We start from the raw sequence: 25,117 nt of genomic DNA, 5'->3' as shown, positions 1-25,117 counted from the left end.
TGACCGGGGGCGATGCCCGCCGGTGGGGGGGAAGCCTATTCGGCCTCCCCCTGCTTGGCCCAGCTATAGCCCGTGCCGGGATCATTGATGATGGCATCGAACCCATCATCAATGTCCCGAAACTTCTTGCGGATACGCTTGATGAAGGCCCGCACGTTGGCACGGTAACCTGACGCCCCCTTGCCCGCCATGAAGCCCGGCCCGTGGACCAGATCGTACAGGTCGCGATAGGTGACGCCCGTACCGGGCCGCTGCGCCATCAGGCGCACCATCTTGCATTCCGTCATGGTCAGGGGCACAGGCCGCCCCCGCCATTGCACACGGCCGGTATCCAGCCGCAAATCCAGGTCACCCCGCACCATATGCTGCGCGGGTGCCGCCATACCATTGGCGTGGGGGGCGGCCATGAGTGTGCTGCCAGTCAACATGGGAATAAGCTCCGCTGTTACGTCGCAGTTGATAAACAGGGAACGCAGCGGGGATGGCACATGGGCGGCTGAAAAATGGCGAGCCTGGGACAAACGTCCCACCAATCCATTTGCATCAGGATATCGTCCAGCAGGGGTATGCCCACCGGATGGGCCCACGGGGCCGATACCGGTCGGCACAGGGGGGGGCCGAAACGAAAGACGGCGGGCCATCCGCTTGTCACGGACAGACCCGCCGTTTCTTCGATAGCCTCTCGGCCTCAGCCGGATGGGCACAAGCCATGTTTAAACCGCGCGGAGGCGGGGGCTTTGCCGCGAATGATCCGGCCGATTGTCCGGCCACCCGTCATCGGGGCAGGTCGGTCATGGCGGGGATTGGTCCCGATTGCCCCGCCAGTGAATTAAGCCTGCACCCATCCCGCCACCCGATCAACGTCCAATGCCGAATGGTGCAGGGCGAAAGCTGCCCGCTCAGGTCATGGCTGCGGGAAGCCAGCATTGAAGCCGGATTTCCTCTCCAATCTTTGCTTGGCAGGCCCATGGCTTCCACGCTACTGCATGTCTCCCGTGTCGCAGGGGGGGTGGGCCGGCGCTTGACTATCGTGCCCGGTCGGATCACTTAATCGGGACCAGATTGGTCCTGTATTGAGAAAGGTTCGCAAAAGCCCATGCTGCGGCTCAGCAAGATGACGGATTATGCCGTGGTCGTCCTGACCACGCTGGCGCATGCCGACGGCGCGCTGCACACGGCGAATTCGCTGGCCGACCGCACGGGCCTGCCCATGCCGACGGTGCAGAAGCTGTTGAAGCTGCTGGCCCGTGGCGACCTGCTGCAATCGCACCGCGGCGCGATGGGTGGCTACAGCCTGTCGCGCACGCCCGACCGCATCAATGTCGTGCATATCATCGAAGCGATCGAGGGGCCCATCGCCCTGACCGATTGCGTGGATGGCGGCAGCGGGTCATGCGGTGTGCAGAGCCTGTGCTCGCGCAAGGGCCATTGGGAAAAGGTGAACGGCGCCGTGCGCCGGGCGCTGGAGGATGTGACGCTGGCCGACATGGCCACGCCCAACCTGTTCGATTTCGACCAGCCGCCGCCGGCCCGCCGCGCGGCGCTGGCCGGTTGAACGGCGTCGGGTTGAAGGTTGATAGGGAGCGACGGACATGGCCGCCACTGAACAGACGATCGAACAGGTCAAGAGCCTGGCGGAGGGGAAGTACAAGTACGGCTTCTTCACCGACATCGAATCCGAAACGGCGCCCAAGGGCCTGTCGGAGGATATCGTCCGCTTCATCTCCGCCAAGAAGGGGGAGCCGGAATGGCTGCTGGAATGGCGGCTGAAGGCCTATCGCCACTGGCTGACCATGGAAGAGCCGGACTGGGCCAAGCTGCATTACCCGCCGATCGACTATCAGGACAGCTATTACTATTCCGCACCCAAGACGACGGCCGGCCCGAAGTCGCTGGACGAGGTCGATCCGGAACTGCTGAAGACCTATGAGAAGCTGGGCATCCCGCTGAAGGAACAGGCCATCCTGGCCGGCGTGGAGGGTGCTGGCGACAGCCCGTCCATCGCGGTCGACGCCGTGTTCGACAGCGTGTCGGTGGCCACCACCTTCAAGAAGAAGCTGGAGGAGAAGGGCATCGTCTTCTGTTCCATCAGCGAGGCGGTGAAGACCCATCCCGATCTGGTGCGCCAGTATCTGGGCACCGTCGTGCCCTATTCCGACAATTACTTCGCGACCCTGAACTGTGCCGTCTTTACCGATGGCAGCTTCGTCTATATCCCCAAGGGCGTGCGCTGCCCGATGGAACTGTCCACGTATTTCCGCATCAATGCGAAGAATACCGGCCAGTTCGAGCGCACCCTGATCATCGCCGATGAAGGGTCCTACGTCTCCTATCTGGAGGGCTGCACCGCCCCGCAGCGCGACGAGAACCAGTTGCATGCCGCCGTGGTGGAACTGGTGGCGCTGGATGACGCCACCATCAAATACTCGACCGTCCAGAACTGGTATCCGGGCGATGAGAACGGCAAGGGCGGCATCTATAATTTCGTGACCAAGCGGGCCGCCTGCCGCGGCCGGAACAGCAAGGTGAGCTGGACGCAGGTGGAAACCGGGTCGGCCATCACCTGGAAATACCCGAGCTGCATCCTGCAGGGCGACAATTCGGTGGGCGAGTTCTATTCCGTCGCCATCACAAACAACATGCAGCAGGCCGATACCGGCACGAAGATGATCCATATCGGGAAGAACACCCGATCGACCATCATCTCCAAGGGCATCTCCGCCGGCCGCGCCCAGAACACCTATCGCGGCCTTGTCCGCATCCTGCCCCGGGCCGAAAACGCCCGCAACTTCACCCAGTGCGACAGCCTGCTGATCGGTGACAAGTGCGGGGCGCACACCGTGCCCTACATCGAAAGCCGCAACCGCACGGCGCGGGTGGAGCATGAGGCGACGACGGCCAAGATCAGCGAAGACCAGCTTTTCTACTGCCGCCAGCGCGGCCTGGGGGAAGAGGATGCGGTCGGCCTGATCGTGAACGGCTTCTGCAAGGAAGTGCTGAAGGAACTGCCCATGGAATTCGCGGTGGAAGCCCAGAAGCTGGTGGCGATCAGCCTGGAGGGAAGCGTGGGGTGATGAACGCCCCCGCCCACTCTCACTACCGTCATTCCCGCGAAAGCGGGAATCCAGTGTGAGGCGCGGTTGGCGCCGATATGAGTCCTATCGCGGCTGACGCCGCTACGCTGGATCCCCGCTTTCGCGGGGATGACGGTGGAGAAGGATGGAAGCGGAAAGGAAGGGGTGTGCCCGGTTACGTCTACATCCTCGCCAGTCAGCGCAACGGTACCCTTTATATCGGGGTGACAAGCGACATCGGACGGCGGATTTACGAACACCGGGAAGGATTGGTGGACGGCTTCTCCAAGCAGTATGGTGTGAAAACACTGGTCCATTACGAGCTTTTCGACCGGATAGATGATGCGATCTTTCGGGAAAAGCAGATGAAGAAATGGAACCGCGACTGGAAGCTGGAGTTGATCGAAGCCTCCAATCCGGAGTGGAAGGATTTGAGTTCGACGCTGCTTTAGCAGCGTCACTGTCAATCCCGCTTTCGCTGGAATGACAGCAGAGGAAGGATTGGGACCAAGGTCCCCTAAGGAATGGGTGTAAGGCGATGTCCCTGATCGAAATCAAGAACCTGCATGCCGCTGTCGATGGCAAGGCGATCCTGAAAGGGATCGATCTGACCATCAATCCGGGGGAGGTGCATGCCATCATGGGCCCCAACGGGTCGGGCAAGAGCACGCTGTCCTATGTGCTGGCGGGCCGTGAGGGATACGAGATCACCGAAGGGTCCGTGACCTTCGACGGCCGCGATCTGCTGTCCATGGAGATCGAGGAGCGGGCCGCCGCCGGCCTGTTCCTGGCCTTCCAGTATCCGGTGGAAATTCCCGGCGTCTCGAACACCACCTTCCTGAAGGAGGCGCTGAACGCCGTGCGCAAGACGCGCGGCGAGAGCCCGCTGGACGCGATGCAGTTCCTGAAGCTGATCCGGGCCAAGGCCAAGGATCTGTCGATGACGGACGAGATGATCAAGCGCGCCGTCAATGTCGGCTTCTCCGGGGGTGAGAAGAAGCGCAACGAAGCGCTTCAGATGGCCGTGCTGCAGCCCAAGCTGGCCATTCTGGACGAAACCGACAGCGGCCTGGACATCGACGCGCTGAAGATCGTGGCCGAGGGCGTGAACAAGCTGCGCGGCCCCGGCCGCGGCATGCTGGTCATCACGCATTACCAGCGCCTGCTGGACTATATCGTGCCCGATGTGGTGCATGTGCTGGCCCATGGCCGCATCCAGAAGACGGGCGGCAAGGAACTGGCCCTGGAGCTGGAAGCCAAGGGTTATGCCGAATTCGGCGTGACCGAGGCGGCTTAGGACGAAGGGCCCGCGGCCATGGTCTCCCCCGATATCCGCATCAGCATCGAACATGACGTGCCGCTCACGGCGCCCGACGCCGAGATCGTGCTGAACGGGCTGATGGCCTACAACGCCGCCAACCTGCCGCCGGCCGCCGGCCGTTTCGTGCTGGTTGCCAGCGATCAGGAGAAGGGCACGCCGCAGGCCGGTCTCTCGCTGACGCTGTGGGGCCGCGATGCCTATTGCTTCTGGGGCGCCTGGGCGGCGCCGGGGGTTGAAGCGGCGCCGGCCATCTCCACCCTGCTGGCCCGCACGGAGGCGGAGCTGCTGCGCCGCGACGTGGACCGGCTGATCATGGTGGTCCGCGCCCATGACGATACGGCCCCCTATCTGGCCGCCGGCTTCGGGTTGCGGCAGGTGATCGCGGACCATATAAGCGGCGGGGCCTTCACGGTGCTGGAAAAGCGGCTGGCCGCGCGCGACGGTGGGGGGCGGGACATGCCGCCGGGCCTGGCGCTGGCCATCCACGAGCCGCCGCCCCGGCCGCTGTCGCAGGAGATATGGCGCATCACCGATGCCCGCCGTCAGGGACTGCTGGGTGCCCCCGTCCGGCTGGTGGCAGCCTATGTCCGCGACCGCACCAACAACGCCCCGCGCGGGGCCGCCCTTTGCTATGCCGTGGGAACCGACTTCATGGTCGACATGGTGTGGGTGGAGGAAGGGCTGCGCGGCACCGGCACGGGCTTTGCCATGCTGGCCGCCGCCCTGGACGAGGGACGGCGGATGGGCTGCACGCGGGCCGCGGTGGAGACGATGGATTGCCAGGCCCCGACCTTCTATCCGCTGCATGGGTTCCGGCGCTTCGGCTATGCCGAATATGACGTGCCGGGCCTGAACATGAACTTCTTTGACATGAAGCTTTAGACGATGCGCGACGAACAGAACCAGACCGCCAAGGGTTTCGTGGAACAGGTGGTGGCGCTTGCCCCCGCCCTGGACGGTGTGCGCGGCGAGGGGCTGGACCGGTTCGCCAAGGCGGGCCTGCCAACCACCCGGGTGGAAGCCTGGAAATTCACCAACCTGCGCGGGCTGGACAAGCTGATCCTGGGCCCGGCGCCCGATGCCGCATCGGTGGCGGTGGATGCCATTCCCACGGCGCTGGACCGGCCCGGTCCGCGACTGGTCTTCGTGGCCGGTCAGTTCCGGGCCGACCTGTCGCGCACCGATGGCCTGCCCGACGGCGCGGTGCTGGAACCGCTTGCCGCCGGCACCGCCGCCCCCGCAACGGGCGACGACCCGTTCCGCGCGCTGAATAGCGCCCTGCCGTCGGATGGGGCCGCCCTGCGTATCGGACCGGCGGTGAAGCTGGACAGACCCGTCGAACTGGTCTTCATCGCCGCCAGTGCGGGGGACAAGGCGGCGCTGTGGAACCCGCGCATCCTGATCGACATCGCCGACGGGGCCGAGGCCACCGTGGTGGAACACCATGTCGGCGCCAATGCCGGCCCCTATGTCAGCAACATCGCCGCCGATGTGAAGGTGGGGGCCGGCGCCCGCCTGCATCATTACAAGCTGCAGGCCGAAAGCCTGGATGCCTGGCATCTGGCCAACATCGCCACCCATCTGGCACAGGACGCGGTCTATGACACGTTCGTGCTGAACCTGGGTGCGCGCCTGGCCCGGCATGAGGCCCGGCAGGTGCTGGACGGGACGGGGATCGAGGCGCGGGTGTCCGGCGCCTATGCCATCGGCGGCAATCAGGTCAGCGACATCACCACCCTGATCGACCATGCCAGACCCAGCTGCACCAGCCGCGAGGTCGTGAAAGGCGTGATCGACGGCAATGCCCGCGCCGTGTTCCAGGGCAAGATCGTCGTGCGCCCCGATGCGCAGAAGACCGACGGCTATCAGTTGAACCGCGCGCTGCTGCTGTCGGACAATGCCGAGATCAATTCCAAGCCCGAGCTTGAGATCTATGCCGACGACGTGAAATGCAGCCATGGCGCCACGGCGGGCGAGCTGGACGAGGACCAGATGTTCTATCTGCGGGCCCGCGGCATCCCGCGCGACGCGGCCCGCGTGCTGCTGATCGGTGCCTTTCTGGACGAAGCGCTGGACGAGATCATCGACGAAGATATCCGCGCCCATTTCCGTGGCCGGGCCGAAAGCTGGATGGGAAGGCGCTGAGGCATGTCCGACGGCCCGTCCCGCAACGCCACGCTGACGCTGACCCCTCGCCATCCGGCGGACGGGGCGGTGATCGGCTGGCTGCACGGGCAGGCCATGACGGCGGAGCGCGCGGCGCTGGGCGTGGAGCGCCAGACCCTGGCCCTGTTCGCACGCGACGCGGGCGGGGCCATCCAGGGCGGCATCGTGCTGTGGTTCTATGGCCGCGACGCCTATATCCACGTGCTGTGGGTGGATGCGCCATGGCGTGGACGCGGGGTGGGTGTCGCCCTGCTGCGCGCGGCGGAAAACGCCGCCGTGACGGCCGGCGCGGCGCGGCTCTACCTGTCCACCATGGGTTTCCAGGGACCGGATTTCTATCCACGCTACGGCTTTGCCGCCCAAGGCGTGTTCACCGACTTCACCTGGGGGCACGACCGGCACTATTTCCGCAAGGAGACGCTGGCCCCCGCCCCTGCCCTGCCGCTGCCGGCGGGCCTATACCTGCACCGGGCCGAAGCCGCCGACGATGCCGATGTGCGCACCGTGGAGAACGGGCTGGACGCGCATTGGTATCTGACCATTCCCGATCCCTATACCGAGACGGCGGTGGAGATCACGGATGCGGCCGGGGCGCGGGTCGGGGCCGGGCTGGCCGTGGTGGACGGCGCCTATCTGACGCTGGTCGACCTGCTGGTGCTGCCGGCATGGCGGGGACAGGGGATCGGCCGGCGATTGCTGGCGGCACTGGAACAGGCGGGGGTGCAGGCGGGCTGCCGCTGGTCCACGGTGATGCCGATGGACTATCAGCAGCCGGACTTTTTCCGCCGTCACGGATATGCCCGCCATCTGCGGGTCGATGACTATCTTTTGGGCCATGGCCGCGACTGGTTGCGGCGGGCCATCGGGGATGAATGATGAGTGAGCAGACCAGGACGATCGGCAACGCCCCCTATGACGTCATGCGCATCCGCCAGGATTTCCCGATCCTGACGCGGCTGGTGCATGAAAAGAAGGGCCGCCCCGGCAAGCCCCTGGTCTATCTGGACAATGGCGCCAGCGCGCAGAAACCGCGCCAGGTGATCGATGCCATGTCGCACCTGCTGGAAAATGATTACGCCAATGTGCATCGCGGCGTGCATTTCCTGTCCCAGCGTTCCACCGACCTGTACGAGGCCACGCGCGACAAGGTCGCCGCCTTCCTGAACGCCCCCTCGCGCGAGAACATCGTTTTCACCCGCAACGCGACGGAAGCCTTCAACCTGCTGGCCCAGAGCTGGGGCGGCAGATTCCTGAAGGCGGGTGACGCGGTGGTCATCTCCTGGATGGAGCACCATGCCAATATCGTGCCCTGGCAATTGCTGCGCGACCGGATCGGCATCGACATCAAGGTCGTGCCGGTGCTGGATGATGGCAGCCTGGACATGGATGCCTATGAGGCCATGCTGACGCCGGAGGTGAAGCTGGTCTCCATCACCCATGCCAGCAACGTGCTGGGCACGGTCAACCCGGCGGCCCGCATCGCCAGGCTGGCCCATGCCAAGGGCATCCTGGTCGCCTTCGACGGCAGCCAGGCCGCCGTGCATCAGCCGGTGGACGTCACCGCCATCGACGCCGATTTCTACATCTTCACGGGCCACAAGCTCTATGGCCCGACCGGCATCGGCGTTCTCTATGGCCGCAAGGAGCTTCTGGACGCCATGCCGCCCTGGCAGGGCGGCGGCGACATGATCAGCGCGGTCAGTTTCGAGAAGACGACCTATCGCGAAGCACCGTACCGGTTCGAGGCCGGAACGCCGGCCATCGTGGAAGGGATCGGGCTGGGGGCCGCCATCGACTATGTCACCGCACTTGGCATGGACGCCATCCAGGCGCATGAACAGCGCCTGCTGGCCTATGCCACGCACAGGCTGTCGGAGGTGGAAGGGCTGCGCATCATCGGCACGGCCCCGGACAAGGCGGCCATCATCAGCTTCACCATGGACGCCATCCACCCCCATGATATCGGCACCCTGCTGGATCGCGGCGGGGTGGCGGTACGGGTGGGCCGGCACTGTGCGGAACCGCTGATGGACAGGTTCGGGGTCGGGGCCACCGCCCGCGCCAGTTTCGGCCTATATAATACAGAGGCCGAGGTGGATGCGCTGGTCGAGGCGGTCCAGGCCTGCAAGGCGTTCTTCGGGTGACAGCGGGCCTTCCACAGGGCGGCGGGCACCGGTCCGGCGCCCTGTGGGAATTGACGGGGTAAGCAATGTTCGATGATTTGCGTGATCTTTATCAGGAAGTGATCCTGGACCACGGGAAGAACCCGCGGAACTTCGGCAAGCCCGATGCCTTCAACCGCACGGCCCGGGGTGACAACCCGATGTGCGGGGACAAGATCGCCATCTATCTGACGGTGGATGATGCCGGCATCATCCAGGACCTGCGGTTCGATGGGCGCGGCTGTGCCATCAGCCAGGCGAGCGCCAGCCTGATGACGGAGATCCTGCGCGGCAAGCCCGTCAAGGAGGCCGAGGCGCTGTTCGGCTATTTCCATGACATGTGTACCAAGGACGAGGATGAGCAGGGCGACCATGGCGCCCTGGACGAGGATGCCACCGACAAGCTGGCCGTCCTGTCGGGCGTGCGCGAATTCCCCATGCGGGTGAAATGCGCCACGCTGGCCTGGCACACGATGAATGCGGCCCTGCATGGCGAAGCCGCCGCCTCCACCGAAAATGCCTCCTTCTGACGGGAGAGACGAGACATGAACCAGACCACCCGCCCCATCGCCCCCGACGTTTCCATGGGCAGCCCCGTGGACATTCCGGCCGACGAGAAGCTGCCCCCCGACGCCCCGCTGCATGACAGGGTGATCGAGGCGCTGCGCACCGTCTATGATCCCGAGATCCCGGTGAATATATATGAACTGGGGCTGATCTACCGCTGCGACATCGACGGCGATGGCGATGTGGAGATCGACATGACCCTGACGGCCCCCGGTTGCCCCGTGGCCGGCGAGATGCCGGGCCAGGTGCAGCAGGTCGTGGCCGCCGTCGATGGCGTGAGCAGCGTGCATGTCGAACTGGTCTGGGAGCCCGCCTGGGACCCCACCCGGATGAGCGACGAAGCCCGCATCGCGCTGAACATGTTCTGAAGGAGGAGCAGATGGCCCGCCCCATGCCCAAGGCCCTGACCCTGACCGACGCCGCCGCCGAACGGGTCAGGGAACTGATGTCCCGGTCCGAGAAGCCGCTGGTCGGCCTGCGCGTGGGCGTGAAGACCCGCGGCTGTTCCGGCATGTCCTATTTCGTGGAATATGCCGAGGAAAAGAAGAAGTTCGAGGAGGTGGTGGAGGATAAGGGCGTCACCATCCTGATCGACCCCGCCGCCACCATGTTCCTGATCGGCAGCGAAATGGACTATGCCGAGGACAAGTTCCAGTCCGGCTTCACCTTCAAGAACCCGAACGAGAAGGCGCGGTGTGGATGCGGAGAGAGTTTTTCGGTGTAGGAACCCCAACAATGATCCACCACGCCTCCCCGTTCATCCCTTCCCGTGTGCGTGGGCGTTCAAAGCATCGATAAGCATCCTCGCGACCTTTCATGTCCCTTCCCCCCAGCCTTTCCGACGCCGCCGTCTCCGTGCTGACCACCGCCGACGCGCGGGAAAAGGCTCGCCTGACCCGCGCCTTCGCGGCGGCGTGGCGGGATGGCTCCATCACCGGCCCGGGCAGCAGCATGCCGCCCGCTCGTCCCGCCCGGCCGGCCAGGCCTGAACTGCGCCACCCGAAGGACATGCCCAAGCGCGGGCGGGGGCAATCCATCGCCAACCGCGTCGCGCTGCTGCACGCCATCGCCCATATCGAACTGAACGCCATCGACCTGGCCTGGGATATCCTGGCCCGGTTCCGGCACCTGCCGGATGGCTCGCCGCTTCCCCTCTCGTTCCACGCCGACTGGCTGCGGGTGGCGGACGAGGAGGCGTTGCATTTCACCCTGGTCGCCGACCGCCTGGCCAGTCTGGGGGCGGCCTATGGCGACCTGCCGGCCCATGACGGGCTGTGGCAGGCGTCAGAGGCCACGGCGCACGATCTGGCCGCCCGGCTGGCGGTCGTGCCCATGGTGCTGGAGGCCCGCGGCCTGGACGTCACACCCGCCATCATCGACAGCCTGACCAAGGCCGGCGATGCGGAAAGCGTGGAGGTCCTGCGCATCATCCTGCGCGACGAGGTCGGCCACGTCGCCACAGGCCGCCGCTGGTTCCAGGTAGCCGCGCAATGCCTGGGGCAGGAGGCCGGCCCCTGGTGGCAGCAACTGGTGCGCACCCATTTCAAGGGTGAACTGAAGCGCCCCTTCAACGGTCTGTCACGCGAGCTGGCGGGCCTGCCATCGGACTGGTACGAGCCGCTGGCCGGCAATTGAGGGCGGTGAGTTCTACTCATCGCAAGTTGGTATGATCGCTCCCTATGTCCAATGAACTATGTTCATCTTGACCTGCCTGTGGCATCCTGCGCATGGTATCGCGGGATGCAGGGGTGATTGATGCGGATGATGCTGGAAGTGGGTCTGGTGCTGGTTTGCGCCACGCTGTTCGCGTTGATGACAGCGCTTGCCGTGAAGGCACAGCAGAACCCTGAACCGCCGGCACCCGCCAAGGCACAGCAACAGCAGCAGATGGAAGACGAGATCATCGTTCGCGGCCGCCGCGACGGGGAGCCAGGCTTCCAGGAAAGCTGGGAACATCACCGCCAGGAATTCGACCGGCTGCACAAGATCTATGGCACGCCCGGCGGCCCGAACCGCCGCGCGGACCGCATGACCGACACCCCCAATCCGGACAGTGGCAAAAGCGTTATGCGCAGCCCCAGCAGTGACAGCGTGCAGGGCCGCCCCAGCCGGGATTGAAACCGGGGCCGGCCGGACCTGCCGGGCCGCATGTCCGGCCCACCCGTTATACTATTTTGCGGTGACCAGAACCTATTGGTTCTGGTCACCGCCCTCAATTACCGGCGCCAACATTCGTTAGCGCGGGCGACGCCGCACGAGCGGTGCTGTGGCAGTCGCCGCCGGACCAACGTGCGATGCGTTCTACTCATCGCACGTTGGTATTACAGGCGGGTTACAATGGTTCTGTTGGCCGCGCGGCGGGACAGGGTAGGATGCGCCCGGTATTCCCGCCCGTCCGAACCGGAGCCATCATGCCCAGCGTTACCCGCCGTGCCGCCGTTACCGGCCTGTTTGCCCTGTCCGCCACCGCCGTTGCGCTGGAGGGCGTGATCCCCCGGCTTGCGATGGCGGGCCAGGACGGACCGGCCGACAAGGCGCTGAACGAATATCTGGAGAAATGCTGGCAGGAGGACCTGGCCCGCAGCCCCGAACAGCGGACGCGCATGGGGCTGCCCGGTCCGCATGACCGCTGGACCCTGCCCGACGAGGGTTTCCAGCAATTGAGCCTGCGCATCGCGGCGGAACAGTTGCAGGGCCTGTCCGCCTTTGACCTGGAAGCACTGTCGCCCACGGCGCAGGTCAGCCACAAGCTGTTCGGCCAGGCGTTGCGCCGCCAGCTCGATTTCTACCGCTGGCGCCATCATCTCTATGCCGTCAGCCATCTGGGCGGTGCGCATACCGAGATTCCATCCTTCCTGATCGGCTATCACGCCGTGAACAGTGCCGCGGATGCCAGGGACTATGTCCGCCGGCTGGAAGGGGCCGGACAGGTGATGGATATTGCCGGCGAGAACATGCGCCGGCAGGCCGGCAAGGGCGTGCTGCCCCCCGCCTTCTGCTTCGGCCGCATCACGGAATCGGCCCGCAATGTCATCGCCGGTGCGCCATTCGAGGCGAGCGCCGGCAAGGACAACCCGCTGCTGGCCGATCTGAAGGAGAAGGTGGGCAAGCTGTCCATCCCCACCGCGGAAAAGCAGGCCATCATCCGGGCCGGCACCAGGGCCATGACGGACAGCCTGCTGCCCGCCTATCAGCGCTTCCTGGCCACCGTGGCCGAGATGGCCGACCGGCAGAAGGACAGCAACGGCGTCTGGTCCCTGCCGGACGGGGCGGATTTCTATCGCACGCAGATCATGGTCCATACGGGTCTGGACCTGACCGCAGACGAGATCCACGCCATCGGCCTGTCGGAGACGGCCCGCCTGCATGCGGAACTGCGGGAAGCCATGGCGGCGATGGATTTTGCGGGCAGCGTGCAGGATTTCTTCCAGCACCTGCGTACCGAACCGTCCATCCGCTTCCCCGACAGCGCGGAGGGACGGCAGGAATATCTGGCCACTGCCACCGCCTATATCGAGGAGATGGGCGCCCGGCTGCCGGAATTCTTCGGCGCGCTTCCCAAGGCCAGGGTCGTGGTGAAGCCCGTGGAGGCCTATCGCGAGAATGCGACGCCCAGCGCCTTCTATGAACCCTCATCCCCCGACGGCGCCCGGCCCGGCGTGTTCTATGCCAACCTGTCGGACATGTCGGTGCAGACACGCCACGACCTGCAGGCGCTGTGCTTCCACGAAGCGCTGCCGGGCCATCACATGCAGATCGCCATCGCGCAGGAGACCCAGGGCCTGCCCACCTTCCGCAAATATGCCTGGGACACGGCCTATGGGGAGGGGTGGGCCATGTATACCGAGCGCATGGCCAAGGATTACGGCTTCTACAAATCTCCCCTGAACGAGGCGGGCCGCATCGTGTCGGAACTGTTCCGCGCCGGGCGGCTGGTCGTCGATACGGGTATTCACGCCAAGCAATGGACGCGCGAGCAGGCCGTGGCCTGGATGGGCGAGAACACGGCCAACCCGCTGGCCGACAATGCCAACGAGATCGACCGCTATTTCGTCTGGCCGGGTCAGGCGCTGGGCTACAAGATCGGCATGAACAAGATCCTGGAATTGCGGGAGAAGGCGCGGGCCGCCCTGGGGGACCGGTTCGACATCCGCGGCTTCCACGACACCGTGCTGATGAACGGGGCCGTCACCCTGCCCATCCTGGAAGAAGTGGTGGATGGCTGGATCGAGGGCCGCCGGAACGCGGCCTGACGCCCCGGACCCATGGGCGGGCACCGGCGATCGACGGGCTTGATACCAGGCGGACGGGGTGGGGGGTGAGAGCCGCCCCACCCCGTCCCTTCATCGCCGGACGATGGCGTAACGCTGTTTCAGCCGCAGGAACGGACTTTCGAAATAGCGGTAGGAAAGATGGGCCAGGGTGAACAGCACGAGCAGCGACAGCGCCGTGCCCGCCCACAGGGCCGGCCCGCCCGGTTCCCCCGATAGCAGCGCCGGCGTGCCGAACCAGCCCAGCAGCAACCCGAAGGTCAGATACATGACCAGTGAATGAAACAGGTAAAGCCCATAGGACACCCGGCCCCAGTAGGTGAGCCAGGGCGGGGCCAGCCGCCGGTCCATACCCAGCAGGGCCAGGAAGAACAGCACCGCCCCCAGCAGCACCAGCGCCCAGCCGGCAAGCGCACCGGCGGGCGTGGGATGCGCATCCCAGCTTTTGACGCCAAACCCCCACAGCGCCCACAGCCAGCACCCCAGCCCGGCCGCGAACAGGCCGGACCGTCGCGCGATCCCCCAATCCGGCACCCGCCCGCGCAGCCCGATGGACAGCAGCGTGCCGGCGGCGAAGAACTGAAACTGCACCAGACTGTTGGTCCACATCCCGTTGTCCCCGGCAACCGGGTGCATCGCATAATGCAGGATGGTGGCATAGGATAGGCCGATGATCCCCAGGCAGATGCCCACGACCCACCGGCGCGTCAACAGCGCGATGGCGAAAGGTACCAGGATATAGAACTGCTCCTCGACCGAAATGCTCCATAGCGGGTCGAACGACCCGGCGATCCAGCCCTGATCCATGACGTACCAGTTGCCGGTGAAGGTGAGGAAGGTCAGCACCGCCGGCCAGGTGTCCGGCGCCACCTTGGGCACCACCTGCCCCAACGCCAGCAGCCCGAACAGGGTCGCAAAGTAAAGCGGCCATATCCGCAGGCTGCGGCGGATGAAGAACCGCTTCACATCGACCCGCCCGGCCGCCTGACGTTCCCGGTAAAGCAGTTCGGTGATCAGATAGGCCGACAACAGGAAAAATACCGAAACGCCAAAGGCACCGATGGTGCAAAAAGCCATGAAGACCGGATGGGCATCACGGTCGAATGGCGCGTAATCGATATAGTGAAAGGCGAAGACACCGACAAAAGCCAGGAAGCGCAACACATCCAGCTCCGGACGGTCGAACCGCCGGTCCACAGGCGCAATCATATTCCCCCCTGCCTTATAAGAAACTTTTTCCATTTCATTAGGGAGGGCAAAAAATTCATACGCAACATGACTTCGTATGCAAAGGAACCAGGGCGGAAGATGCGACACCCCTTTGCAGTTCCGACGCCAAACAGGGTATGATCTTTACCTGCCCACACCTAATAGGGGCTTCACCCCCGTGCCTTTTCGACCTTCACGTCGTCAGTTGCTGACCGGTTCCCTTGCTGGCCTGACCCTGCCATCGCAGGCGCGGGCCCGGCGCCTGCGCGTGGGGTTCGTCAATCCCGGCCGCACCACGGACGGATTCTGGCAGATGGCGGACCGGCTGATGCGGACGGCCGCCGATCATTTCGATATCGATCTGGTGGTTCGCCGGGGTGAACGCGACCGGCAGCGGATCATTGTTCAGGGGCGGGAACTGATCGACCAGGGGCTGGATTATCTGGCCATCGTCAATGAACACCGCACAGCCGTCCCCCTGGCGAATGCAGCGATGGAGGCCGGCACACCCTGCCTGCTGGTCTTCAGCGGGCTGGCGGCGGATGACATTGCCATCCTGGGCCGCCCGCGGGAACGTTCCCCCTTGCTGCTGGGCAGTCTGGTCGCCGACAATATGGCGGCGGGGGCTGCCATGGCCCGGGGGCTTCTGTCCGAATGCCGCCGCCTGCGCCGGCCGGAGCGGACGGATGCCGTTCCGCTGCTGGCGATCGCCGGGCCGGCCGCCACACCGGCCGGTCAGGAACGGTCGGACGGGCTGCGCCTCGCCGTGGCCGCGGACGGCAATGCGGTCGTGCTGGACCATGTCTCCTTGAACTGGAGCCGGGAACAGGCGCGCAGCCGCGTCATTTCCCTGCTGCGCCGTCAGCCGCAGACAGAGGGTATCTGGTGCGCCAATGACGATATGGCGCTGGGTGCCCTGGACGGTGCCGCGGAACTGGGCTTCAAGACCGGCATCGATCTGGCGCTGGTCGGCATGAACTGGCAGACCGATGCACTGAGAGAGGTGGCGGCGGGGCGGATCGCGCTATCTATGGGTGGCCACTTCCTGCTTGGTGCCTGGGCCCTGGCCTGGCTGCGCGACCATGCCGATGGCCGTGATTTCGCGGCCGCCGGCGGGGCTGAACAGCGTCTGTCCCTGGCCCCGCTGGACCGGCAGGGGGCCGACCGCTATCTGGCCCGCTTCGGTGATGACGGCTGGAGCCGGATCGACTTTTCCCGCCTGCGGCAGCGGCGCGGGGCATACGACCTGCAGGTCACCTCCGTGCTGGCAGTCTGACGCGGCCGCACCATCATCCCTCCCCCCAGCCATCCCTCCCCCCAGCCTCCGAGGAACCCGTGCCGATCCGCAAGACCTTTCCCGCCATCCTTGCCGGGCTTTTGCTGCTGGCACCCGCAAGCCTTGCCGGCAACGCCGAACAGCCGGCCGCCCGCCAGGAAAAGGCTGCCGAACTGCTGAGGGTTTCCGGTGCCGCCAATATCGGGGAACAGTTGATCGTCGCCATGCTCCACGAAATGGAACAGCAGATGATCGATCGCAATCCGGGCCACGCGGGGGAAATCCGGTCGCTGCTGCAGGAATATTTCGTGCCGGAGGCCAAGGCCGCCCTGCCCGATCTGATCCGGGGACTGGCCGGCATCTATGCCACCCAATTCACGATGGCCGAACTGGACGATATCATCCGCTTCTACAGGACGCCAACCGGCTCCAAGCTTGTCCAGTCACTGCCGATGATCACCCAGCAGTCGATGGCCATCGGACAGGTCTGGGGCCAGGGCGTGGGGGAACGTGCGGCCGGCAGGTTCGTCGAAGCCGCCAAGGCGCGTGGCCTGGCGCTGCCGCAACCGCTTTGACACAGGCGGCGGTGATCGCGGCCGATCCCCACGCCGCCGGCACCGGGACCGGAATCATATTATTTTGCGGTGATTAGAACTTATTGGTTCTAATCACCGCCTTCAATTGCCGGCGCCAACATTCGTTGGCGCCGGCGACGCCGCACGAGCGGTGCTGTGGCAGTCGCCGCCGGACCAACGTGCGATGAATTCTACTCATCGCACGTTGGTATCAGTCCGCCATGTCCAGCCGGATGCCGATCATCTCCTCCCGGTTGTCCAGGAAAAGCTGTGCGATGTCGGGGTCCAGGTGACTGCCCGCCACCTCTCCGATATAGGCCAGCGCACGATCCATGGACCAGGGCTGTTTGTAAGGCCGGTGCGACAGCAGCGCGTCGAACACGTCGCAAACGGCGACGATCCGGCCCGACAGCGGGATATCGGTGCCCGACAGTCCGCGCGGATAGCCGCCCCCATCCCATTTTTCGTGATGGCTGAGTGCGATCTCCGACGCCAGGTCCAGCAGCGGCAGGCCGCTGCCCGCCAGGATTTGCGCGCCCAGGGCGCAGTGGCTGCGCATCACGTTCCATTCTGCGGGATCAAGCTTGCCCGGCTTCAAAAGGACCCTGTCCGGAATGCCGATCTTGCCGATGTCATGCAGCGGGGCCGCGGCCCCCAGCCGCTGCACGAACCCGTCGTCAAGCCCGGCCAGGGCCGCCAGCCGGGCCGATAATTGTCCGATCCGTGCCACATGCCGGCCCGTATCCTCGTCCCGGAACTCCCCCGCATTGCACAGGCGATGGATGATCTCCGCGCGCGTATGCTCCAGTTCGGCCGTGCGCGCCCGTACCTGCTCCTCCAGGAAGCGGGAAAGCGAACGCTGGCTGCGATACAGCATGTTCAGCCGCAACAGGTTGCGGGCACGGGTCAGTATTTCCCAGTCGGTGAAGGGCTTGGTGACATAATCGATGGCACCGGTTTCCAGCGCGCGGCGGCGCATATTGCCGGCATCATGGGCCGTGATGATCAGCACGGGCGGGGCATCATCGCCCAGGGCCTGGTTCATCGCCTCGATGAAGGCCGGGCCGTCCAGGCCCGGCATGCAATAATCCAGCAACACAAGATCCGGCGGCGAAACAAGGCACAAATTGAGCCCTTCCAGCGGATCAGTTGTCGCGGATATATGCGCCAGCCCGGCCCGGCGAAGAATACAGATCAGCAGATCAACGCTGACCTGCATATCATCTATGACCAGAAGCCGTGCCGAACTAAGCGATATTTCATCGGGTATATTGATAGCCATCTGCATTCCAAGCCCCACGGTTTGCGCAAGTGGCGACCAAATATCCCCTTTCCCGAGAATTGAAGTCGGATTCGTCCTGTCACCGGACGAACCACACCCGCTCAAATGGAGCGGGCTCCCCTTACTGGAGCCGCCAAGCCAACAATTTATCTCAGTTGGATCAGCCCTTCAAACGGGTTGTACTACACCTATGGAAATACCACCCCGCCCCGGCCCTTCCGGATATGACGCGATCGGCGCGGCATTACTTTTGCCAGAATGGAAACCAACCTTGCGCAATCGCGCCCGGCGTCAGGCCTGCGGCGGGGTTGCACCACGGAAACCCATGGCGACCAGATAGGTCTCGCTGCTGTCCTGTCGGCTGGCGGCCGGCTTCGCATGGCGGACGCTGGCAAAGTCCTGCTTCATGCGGGCCAGCAATTCACGCTCCGCCCCGCCCTGGAACAGTTTGCAGATGAAATGCCCGCCGGGCGCCAGCACTTCGGTCGCGAACTGATAGGCCATTTCGGCCAGACCCATGATGCGCAGATGATCGGTCTGGGTGTGGCCCGTCGTGTTGGCCGCCATGTCCGACATCACGATATCGGCCGGGCCGTTCAATAGGGATTTCAGCCGGGCCGGCGCCTCGTCGGTCGTGAAATCCATCTGGAAGGTGGTGGCGCCGGGCACGGGCTCCATCTCCAGCAAATCCAGCCCGACCACCTGGCCGGTGCCACCCTGGTCGGACTTCGACTTGTCGACCGCCACCTGTGTCCAGCCGCCGGGCGCGGCGCCCAGATCGACGATGCGCTGCCCGCGCTTCAGCAGGCCGAACTTCTCGTCAAGCTGCAGCAGCTTGAACGCCGCGCGGCTGCGCAGGCCGCGCTTGCGGGCTTCGGCGACATAGGGGTCGTTCAGTTGCCGTTCCAGCCAGCGCGCCGATGACACCGACCGGCGCTTGGCGGTCTTCACGCGGACGGACTGGCCGCGGCCGGTGGGAATGTTGCCGGAGGATTTGCTCATGGGACAGGCGCCATCGGAACGGAAATGAAGGATCAGGCAGGTAGCATTCCCCCGAACGCCCCCCGGCACAAGGGGGTAGGGCCGCAACCCAGCCCTACCCTGCCCTTCACCAGGCGCCGGCACCGTTTCCGGTCATCCGAAACCGCTAGCCCCGGCCCCGCCGACGGCGGGCGGCGGCGGCCAGTTCGCACAGGATGCCTTCACGCACGCCACGGTCGGCGATGCGCAATTGCGGCACCGGCCATTGGCGCCAGATGGCATCCAGGATGGCGCAGCCGGCAATCACCAGATCGGCCCGGTCGCGACCGACGCAGGGCTGGCCGGCCCGGCCCATGTAATCCAGCCCCAGCAGCGTGTCGGAGATGCTGCGCGCCTTGTCGCGATCCAGGAAGGCGCCATCCACCCGCGACCTGTCATAGCGTTCCAGACCCATCTGAATGCCGGCCAGCGTCGTGACGGTGCCCGAGGCGCCCAGCATCTGCACCCGCCCTTCCGCCACAGCGCGGGCGATGCCGTTACGCTCGTCGAAATCGCCCAGTCCGGCCCCCACCCTGTCCATCATGCGCCGGTAATCCAGGGGACAGACGCGGTCGCCGCCATAAGTCTCCGTCAGGTTGACGACGCCCAGCGGCACCGATATCTGATCGATGACGCGCGGGCGACCGCGCACCAGTTCGATCCAGATCAGCTCGGTGGAACCACCGCCGATATCGAAGACCAGGGCGTTGGGGATCCTGGCATCCAGCAGCGGAGCCACGCCGGCCAGTGCCAGCCGCGCCTCCTCCCGCGTGCTGATGATCTCGATCCTCAGACCGGTCTCCCCCTCCACACGGCTCAGGAACTCGTCGCAATTGCCGGCGCGGCGGCAGGCCTCCGTCCCGACGGCGCGCAGGTGGCTGACCCCGCGGCGTTCCATCTTGGACCGGCAGACCTTCAGCGCCTGGACCGTGCGGGCCATCGCGTCGTCGCACAGCCGGTCGCTGCGCGACAGCCCCTCGCCCAGACGGACGATGCGGGAAAAGGCGTCGATGACACGGAACCCCTCACGCGCCGGCTTCGCGATCAGCAGGCGGCAATTGTTGGTGCCCAGATCCAGTGCCGCCAGCACGGGCGAGCGACAACCGGCTGTCGCCGGCTCCGACGCCGGCGGCCCACAGCGGTCAGAGCCGCCCCTGTCTGCAACACCACCTTCCACGACTGCCAAATCCCAGCGACATCTGCCATGTTGAAACCGTCGTGCCATCGTAACTGAAGACCGACAGCCCGCAAGCACCGTTCAAGCAGGCCTGCCCGCCCGGCTGGCGGACTGGCCACCCCGTGGGCAGCCCCGCCACCCGGCGGACGACCCGTGCGTTTTTTGTGAAGATAAGGGGTTCACAACCCCGAAACCCGGTGCTATAAGCCCGCCCACCCCGACGGCGGGTCGCCAAGTGCGGCACCGGACGCCGGTTCGGATGGGGGATCGTCTAACGGTAGGACAGCGGACTCTGACTCCGCCAGTCTAGGTTCGAATCCTAGTCCCCCAGCCACCTCTTCCCGAGATCGCATATTTCCTGCTGATACAAGGCCGGCATCCGGACGGATAGCCTTACAGGCCGATCCTTGCATGCATCGCCAGCCGACGCGGCCTGGCGCCTCCGCGGTGAGGTGAGGTGACCTGTTGCGCCCAGGGGCGCGGTGAGGTGAGGTAATACCAACTGGCGATGAGTAGAACTCATCGCCAGTTGGTCCGGCGGCGGCCGCCGCCGCGCCGCTCGTGCGGCGCAGCCAAGCCAACGAATGTTGGCGCCGGCAATTGAGGACGGTGACCAGAACCTATAGGTTCTGGTCACCGCAAAATAGTATAAGGTGAACAGCCCCGTTCCCTGCCGTCCGTCAGGAACCCTGGCAATTGATGCGGGCGTAATCGGCGCGCAGTTCGGCCAGCCTCAAGGCCGCCTTTTCCGGATCGGTGGCGGCCAGTTCCATGGCGTCCTGCGTCGCCCGTTGCAGGCGGCGATGGGCGGCATTCAGCATCAATGCCTCATCGAACGATGCGCTCAATTGCAGCAGGCTGTCCTGGAAGGACCGGCACAGCGCCTCCGTGGAACGCCCCACATCCCCCATGACCGAGAGCAATTGGGGCAGTGCCGCATTGGTGGCAACCAGACTGTTGGCCAGGGCGGCAACCCGTGTCGCGCCCTGCGGGCGGGGAAAGGGGATGACTTGGCCCATGGCGGGGAGGTCCTTGCATTGTGAACGCGCGGATCAAGCATGACCGCATGTTTCAAACCTGACCATTGCCACATGAACAGGCAAGCTATCCATTCGCTTATCTGATCGAACGTATCGTATGCGCCCCCCGGGCCGGCCCTGCCGCCCCCCGACGGGATAGCCCTTACGGCCAGCCCTTGCGCATGTTGCATCCGTGTTATGAAGGGCTCCCCTTGGCAGCATGATGCGTCTATATAAGGCGCGTCCCCCGACCCCTGGAGCCTGCACGACCTTGGCCCGCGCCACCAGCCGATATGTCTGCCAGAATTGCGGGGCGTATTACCCCAAATGGTCGGGTAAATGCGATGCCTGCGGGGAATGGAACACGCTGGTGGAGGAGCAGGCCGCCGATGCCATGCCCAAGGGGCTGGGCAAATCCGGCAGCGGGCGGCGCATAGAGTTCGTGGCCCTTTCCGGCGTGTCCAAGGATGCGCCCCGCCGCATGACCCACATCCAGGAATTCGACCGTGTATGCGGCGGCGGGCTGGTCAATGGCTCGGCCCTGCTGGTCGGCGGCGATCCCGGCATCGGCAAGTCCACCTTGCTGCTGCAGGTCACCTGCTGCCTGGCACAGGAAACGCGCTGCGCCTATATCAGCGGGGAAGAGGCGGTGGATCAGGTGCGCATGCGTGCCGCCCGTCTGGGGCTGGCCAACGCGCCCGTGCAACTGGCATCGGCCAACAATGTCCGCGACATCGTGGCCAGCCTGGAAGCCCCCGACGGACCGCAGGTCGCCGTCATCGATTCGATCCAGACCATGTATATCGACACGCTGGACAGCGCGCCGGGCACCGTGGCCCAGGTCCGGTCCTGCGCGGCCGAACTGATCCGCGTGGCCAAGCGCCGGGGCATCACCCTGCTGATCGTCGGCCATGTCACCAAGGACGGGCAGATCGCCGGGCCCCGCGTGCTGGAACACATGGTCGACACCGTGCTTTATTTCGAAGGGGAACGGGGGCACCAGTTCCGCATCCTGCGCGCCGTGAAGAACCGTTTCGGCCCGACCGACGAGATCGGGGTGTTCGAGATGGGGGAGGACGGGCTGGTGGAGGTCCCCAACCCGTCCGAACTGTTCCTGGCCGACCGCCGCCGCGATATCACGGGCACCGCCGTCTTCGCCGGGCTGGAGGGTACGCGCCCCGTGCTGGTGGAGGTCCAGGCCCTGGTCGCGCCGTCCCCGCTGGGCACACCGCGCCGGGCCGTGGTGGGCTGGGACACGTCGCGCCTGGCCATGGTGCTGGCCGTGCTGGAGGCGCGCTGCGGCGTGGCCATCGGGGCCAACGACGTCTATCTGTCGGTGGCCGGCGGGCTGAAGGTTTCCGAACCGGCGGCCGACCTGGCCGTGGCCGCGGCGCTGATCAGCAGCCTGACGGGGGAACCCGTGCCGGCCGACGCCGTGGTGTTCGGGGAAATCGGGCTGTCAGGGGAGATCAGGGCCGTCAGCCAGACCGACCAGCGGCTGAAGGAAGCCGCCAAGCTGGGCTTCAACCGCGCCCTGATGCCGCAGCCGCGCCGCGCGCGCGGTGGTGGTTCGGCCGACGGGCTGCGGCGCGTCGAACTGGACCATTTGTCCGACCTGCTGCCATTGTTCCAGGCGGATGCGCCGCCCCGTCCGCCGCGCGGCCGGGATTGAGGGGGAAGCCGTCATGGAAGCCAGCAGCCTGAACCCGGTCGATATCGCGGTCATCATCATCCTGCTGATCTCCGCCCTGATGGCCTTCGCGCGCGGTTTCGTGCGCGAGGTGCTGTCGGTGGCGGCCTGGATCGGGGCGGCACTTGCGACATTATGGCTGTTTCCCGTGGCAGCCCCCTTCACCCGTGCCCATATCGATACCCAATATGTTGCCGACGGCGTGACCATCCTGGGCCTGTTCACGGGCTCGCTGATCGCGCTGTCCCTGCTGACCGGTGCCATTTCGGGTCGGGTGCAGGAAAGCAGCCTGTCGGCCATCGACCGGTCACTGGGATTCGCGTTCGGCATCGTGCGCGGGGCGGTGCTGGTGTCGCTGGCCTATCTTTTCGCCGCCTGGCTGTGGCCGGAACAACCCGTCTGGCTGCGCGAGGCGAAGTCCCGTCCCTATCTGGAAACCGGGGCTGACATGTTGCGCGGCTTCCTGCCCAATGCCGACCTGACGCCGGCACAGCGGGAGGCGGAGCGCGCGCGCCACAGGCTGGAAGAGGCGGAGAACGCCCGGCGCACCCTGGAAAGGCTGGCCAATCCGCGCCCCACATCTGCGGGGAACGCGGCTGTGCCGGAGACCGATCGCGGCTATAATGCCGATGATCTCGGCCGTCTCGACCAGGTGATCAAAAGCACCGACCAACCGTTCCTTGAACCGGATCGACGTCCCGACGGGGACCAACGCTAGACCCGGCCCGCCAACTCGACATAACCGGACACATCCTCAGCCGCGAAAGGCGTTCTGCCCATGCTTACGACCCATCCCTTCGACGACGACAAGCTGCGCGAGGAGTGCGGCGTCTTCGGTGTGTATGGTCCCCAGGATGCGGCGGCGCTCGTGGCGCTGGGGCTGCATGCGCTCCAGCATCGCGGGCAGGAGGCGGCCGGCATCGTCAGTTTCGACGGCCAGGACTTTCCACAGCACCGCGCCCTGGGGCAGGTCGGCGATATTTTCGGTAGCGAAACGGTCATGCGCAACCTGACGGGCGAGGTCGCGATCGGCCATGTCCGCTATGCCACGACGGGCGAGCGCAGCCTGCGCAACGTGCAGCCGCTGTTCGCCGAGTTCGAGTTCGGCGGCTTCGCCCTGGCCCATAACGGCAACCTGACCAACGCCATGCAGCTCCGCCGGCAGCTTGTGCGCCGCGGCTGCCTGTTCCAGTCCACGTCGGACACCGAAACCATCATCCACCTGATGGCGACCAGCCGGAACGGCAGCGTCATCGACCGGCTGGTCGATGCGCTGCGCCAGATCGAAGGCGCCTATTCCCTGGTCTGCATGGCCAAGGACCAGGTGGTCGGCGTGCGCGACCCGTATGGCGTGCGCCCGCTGGTGCTGGGCCGGCTGGGCGACAGCCATGTGCTGGCGTCGGAAACGGTGGCGCTGGACATTATCGGCGCCGATTACGTGCGCGACATCGAACCGGGGGAAATGGTGGTGCTGGACCGCAACGGTGTCCAGAGCCTGCGGCCCTTCCAGAATACCGCGTCCAAGTTCTGCATCTTCGAATATATCTATTTCGCCCGGCCGGACAGTTTCATGGAAGGCCATTCCGTCTATGGCGTGCGCAAGAAGATCGGCCAGCAACTGGCCATCGAAAGCCATGTGGATGCCGATCTGGTCATCCCCGTGCCGGACAGCGGCGTACCCGCCGCGCTGGGCTATGCCGAGCAGAGCGGCATCCCCTTCGACCTGGGCATCATCCGCAACCATTATGTCGGCCGCACCTTCATCCAGCCGACGGACAAGATCCGCCGCCTGGGCGTGAAGCTGAAGCATAATGCCAACCGGCATTTCATCGAGGGCAAGCGCATCATCCTGGTCGATGACAGCATCGTGCGCGGCACCACGTCGGTGAAGATCGTGGAGATGATGCGCGACGCCGGCGCCAAGGAAGTGCATATGCGCATCTCCAGCCCGCCGACCAGCCATAGCTGCTTCTACGGCATCGACACGCCGGAGAAGGAAAAGCTGCTGGCCCACCGCATGACGGTGGAGGAGATGCAGCGCTATATCAATGCCGACAGTTTGGCCTTCATCAGCCTGGACGGGCTTTACAAGTCGCTGGACCATGCCAGGCGCGAAAGCGACCTGCCGCAATATTGCGACGCCTGCTTCACGGGCGAATATCCGATTCCGCTGACCGATTTCGACAGCACCCCGCGCGCCGACGTGGCCTATATCGGCGCCAAGCGGGCCTGATCCCGGCGGAGATGCGCCGGGCTGCCCGCAAGGCGGCATCGGCGCATCCCGGCATCGATCGGAACACAGGGCCCG

25 protein-coding genes and 1 tRNA gene are annotated in these 25,117 nt (G+C 65.4%); 20 read left to right on the top strand and 6 right to left on the bottom strand.

The features are described from left to right. Positions 1-35: 35 nt before the first annotated feature. On the bottom strand, positions 36-428 hold the full coding sequence (locus ACM9LZ_RS03855; protein ID WP_416618024.1) for a helix-turn-helix domain-containing protein: 393 nt from the start codon (positions 426-428) through the stop codon (positions 36-38). Positions 429-1,096: 668 nt separating this feature from the next. Here ACM9LZ_RS03855 and ACM9LZ_RS03850 point away from each other — a divergent pair. The 14 genes from ACM9LZ_RS03850 to ACM9LZ_RS03785 all read left to right on the top strand — a co-directional run bounded on the left by ACM9LZ_RS03850 (position 1,097) and on the right by ACM9LZ_RS03785 (position 13,543). Beyond that, a complete protein-coding gene (locus ACM9LZ_RS03850) occupies positions 1,097-1,555 on the top strand; it encodes an SUF system Fe-S cluster assembly regulator (RefSeq protein ID WP_416618023.1) in 459 nt (152 codons plus the stop codon). A 37-nt stretch (positions 1,556-1,592) separates the two neighbouring features. After that, complete coding sequence (sufB, locus tag ACM9LZ_RS03845; RefSeq protein WP_416618022.1) at positions 1,593-3,074, top strand: Fe-S cluster assembly protein SufB; 1,482 nt, start codon at positions 1,593-1,595, stop codon at positions 3,072-3,074. A gap of 167 nt (positions 3,075-3,241) precedes the next feature. Further along, positions 3,242-3,526: a GIY-YIG nuclease family protein gene (locus ACM9LZ_RS03840; RefSeq protein WP_416618021.1), complete on the top strand. Its 285-nt coding sequence runs from the start codon at positions 3,242-3,244 to the stop codon at positions 3,524-3,526. A gap of 86 nt (positions 3,527-3,612) precedes the next feature. Then, positions 3,613-4,371 (top strand): Fe-S cluster assembly ATPase SufC, encoded by a 759-nt coding sequence (gene sufC, locus ACM9LZ_RS03835; protein ID WP_416618020.1) that lies wholly within the window; start codon positions 3,613-3,615, stop codon positions 4,369-4,371. A gap of 18 nt (positions 4,372-4,389) precedes the next feature. Next, entirely contained in the window at positions 4,390-5,277 is an 888-nt protein-coding gene (locus ACM9LZ_RS03830; RefSeq protein WP_416618019.1) for a GNAT family N-acetyltransferase, read from the top strand. 3 nt (positions 5,278-5,280) lie between these two features. Next, positions 5,281-6,540 (top strand): Fe-S cluster assembly protein SufD, encoded by a 1,260-nt coding sequence (gene sufD, locus ACM9LZ_RS03825; RefSeq protein ID WP_416618018.1) that lies wholly within the window; start codon positions 5,281-5,283, stop codon positions 6,538-6,540. A 3-nt stretch (positions 6,541-6,543) separates the two neighbouring features. Then, the gene (locus ACM9LZ_RS03820; RefSeq protein ID WP_416618017.1) at positions 6,544-7,437 is read left to right on the top strand and encodes a GNAT family N-acetyltransferase; all 894 of its coding nucleotides are present in this window, start codon (positions 6,544-6,546) and stop codon (positions 7,435-7,437) included. Beyond that, positions 7,437-8,705 (top strand): cysteine desulfurase, encoded by a 1,269-nt coding sequence (locus ACM9LZ_RS03815; protein ID WP_416618016.1) that lies wholly within the window; start codon positions 7,437-7,439, stop codon positions 8,703-8,705. The genes ACM9LZ_RS03820 and ACM9LZ_RS03815 overlap by 1 nt, the downstream gene beginning before the upstream one ends. Positions 8,706-8,770: 65 nt before the next feature. Beyond that, on the top strand, positions 8,771-9,253 hold the full coding sequence (sufU, locus tag ACM9LZ_RS03810) for a Fe-S cluster assembly sulfur transfer protein SufU (protein WP_416618015.1): 483 nt from the start codon (positions 8,771-8,773) through the stop codon (positions 9,251-9,253). 15 nt (positions 9,254-9,268) lie between these two features. Next, on the top strand, positions 9,269-9,658 hold the full coding sequence (locus ACM9LZ_RS03805) for an SUF system Fe-S cluster assembly protein (protein ID WP_416618014.1): 390 nt from the start codon (positions 9,269-9,271) through the stop codon (positions 9,656-9,658). An 11-nt stretch (positions 9,659-9,669) separates the two neighbouring features. Next, positions 9,670-10,014 carry a HesB/IscA family protein gene (locus ACM9LZ_RS03800; RefSeq protein WP_416618013.1) on the top strand — a complete coding sequence of 115 codons (345 nt, stop codon included), beginning with the start codon at positions 9,670-9,672 and terminating at the stop codon, positions 10,012-10,014. A 92-nt stretch (positions 10,015-10,106) separates the two neighbouring features. Beyond that, complete coding sequence (locus ACM9LZ_RS03795; protein WP_416618012.1) at positions 10,107-10,925, top strand: ferritin-like domain-containing protein; 819 nt, start codon at positions 10,107-10,109, stop codon at positions 10,923-10,925. A 120-nt stretch (positions 10,926-11,045) separates the two neighbouring features. Continuing rightward, on the top strand, positions 11,046-11,408 hold the full coding sequence (locus tag ACM9LZ_RS03790) for a hypothetical protein (protein ID WP_416618011.1): 363 nt from the start codon (positions 11,046-11,048) through the stop codon (positions 11,406-11,408). 293 nt (positions 11,409-11,701) lie between these two features. Then, entirely contained in the window at positions 11,702-13,543 is a 1,842-nt protein-coding gene (locus tag ACM9LZ_RS03785) for a DUF885 domain-containing protein (protein WP_416618010.1), read from the top strand. A 90-nt stretch (positions 13,544-13,633) separates the two neighbouring features. On the opposite strand, the gene ACM9LZ_RS03780 is transcribed toward ACM9LZ_RS03785, so the two are convergent. Continuing rightward, positions 13,634-14,770 (bottom strand): acyltransferase family protein, encoded by a 1,137-nt coding sequence (locus ACM9LZ_RS03780; protein ID WP_416618009.1) that lies wholly within the window; start codon positions 14,768-14,770, stop codon positions 13,634-13,636. A 178-nt stretch (positions 14,771-14,948) separates the two neighbouring features. Here ACM9LZ_RS03780 and ACM9LZ_RS03775 point away from each other — a divergent pair, with 178 nt between their 5' ends. Next, entirely contained in the window at positions 14,949-16,046 is a 1,098-nt protein-coding gene (locus ACM9LZ_RS03775; protein ID WP_416618008.1) for an ABC transporter substrate-binding protein, read from the top strand. 59 nt (positions 16,047-16,105) lie between these two features. Then, positions 16,106-16,621, top strand: a complete 516-nt coding sequence (locus tag ACM9LZ_RS03770) for a DUF2059 domain-containing protein (RefSeq protein WP_416618007.1) — start codon at positions 16,106-16,108, stop codon at positions 16,619-16,621. 211 nt (positions 16,622-16,832) lie between these two features. Here the strand turns inward: ACM9LZ_RS03770 and ACM9LZ_RS03765 are convergent, their stop codons facing one another. The 3 genes from ACM9LZ_RS03765 to ACM9LZ_RS03755 form a co-directional block, all read right to left on the bottom strand. Then, positions 16,833-17,903 (bottom strand): HD-GYP domain-containing protein, encoded by a 1,071-nt coding sequence (locus ACM9LZ_RS03765; RefSeq protein ID WP_416618006.1) that lies wholly within the window; start codon positions 17,901-17,903, stop codon positions 16,833-16,835. A gap of 291 nt (positions 17,904-18,194) precedes the next feature. Next, positions 18,195-18,905, bottom strand: coding sequence for an RlmE family RNA methyltransferase (locus ACM9LZ_RS03760; protein ID WP_416618005.1), 711 nt, complete (start codon positions 18,903-18,905; stop codon positions 18,195-18,197). A 145-nt stretch (positions 18,906-19,050) separates the two neighbouring features. Then, the gene (locus ACM9LZ_RS03755; protein ID WP_416618004.1) at positions 19,051-20,013 is read right to left on the bottom strand and encodes a Ppx/GppA phosphatase family protein; all 963 of its coding nucleotides are present in this window, start codon (positions 20,011-20,013) and stop codon (positions 19,051-19,053) included. A 347-nt stretch (positions 20,014-20,360) separates the two neighbouring features. Here ACM9LZ_RS03755 and ACM9LZ_RS03750 point away from each other — a divergent pair. Then, positions 20,361-20,434 (top strand) — tRNA-Gln (locus ACM9LZ_RS03750). Positions 20,435-20,780: 346 nt separating this feature from the next. Here the strand turns inward: ACM9LZ_RS03750 and ACM9LZ_RS03745 are convergent. Continuing rightward, on the bottom strand, positions 20,781-21,119 hold the full coding sequence (locus tag ACM9LZ_RS03745) for a hypothetical protein (RefSeq protein WP_416618003.1): 339 nt from the start codon (positions 21,117-21,119) through the stop codon (positions 20,781-20,783). 271 nt (positions 21,120-21,390) lie between these two features. Here ACM9LZ_RS03745 and radA point away from each other — a divergent pair, with 271 nt between their 5' ends. Genes radA through purF form a run of 3 tightly spaced genes read left to right on the top strand, consistent with a single transcriptional unit; the run spans position 21,391 to position 25,042 of the window. Further along, entirely contained in the window at positions 21,391-22,791 is a 1,401-nt protein-coding gene (gene radA / locus ACM9LZ_RS03740) for a DNA repair protein RadA (protein WP_416618002.1), read from the top strand. A gap of 13 nt (positions 22,792-22,804) precedes the next feature. Further along, positions 22,805-23,527 carry a CvpA family protein gene (locus tag ACM9LZ_RS03735; RefSeq protein ID WP_416618001.1) on the top strand — a complete coding sequence of 241 codons (723 nt, stop codon included), beginning with the start codon at positions 22,805-22,807 and terminating at the stop codon, positions 23,525-23,527. 60 nt (positions 23,528-23,587) lie between these two features. Further along, the gene (gene purF, locus ACM9LZ_RS03730) at positions 23,588-25,042 is read left to right on the top strand and encodes an amidophosphoribosyltransferase (protein ID WP_416618000.1); all 1,455 of its coding nucleotides are present in this window, start codon (positions 23,588-23,590) and stop codon (positions 25,040-25,042) included. The last annotated feature ends 75 nt before the right edge of the window (positions 25,043-25,117 follow it).

The sequence above is a fragment of the Niveispirillum fermenti genome, from assembly GCF_048066175.1.
In the GTDB taxonomy this organism is placed as follows: domain Bacteria; phylum Pseudomonadota; class Alphaproteobacteria; order Azospirillales; family Azospirillaceae; genus Niveispirillum; species Niveispirillum fermenti.
This window is presented reverse-complemented; position numbering and strand designations above follow the sequence as displayed.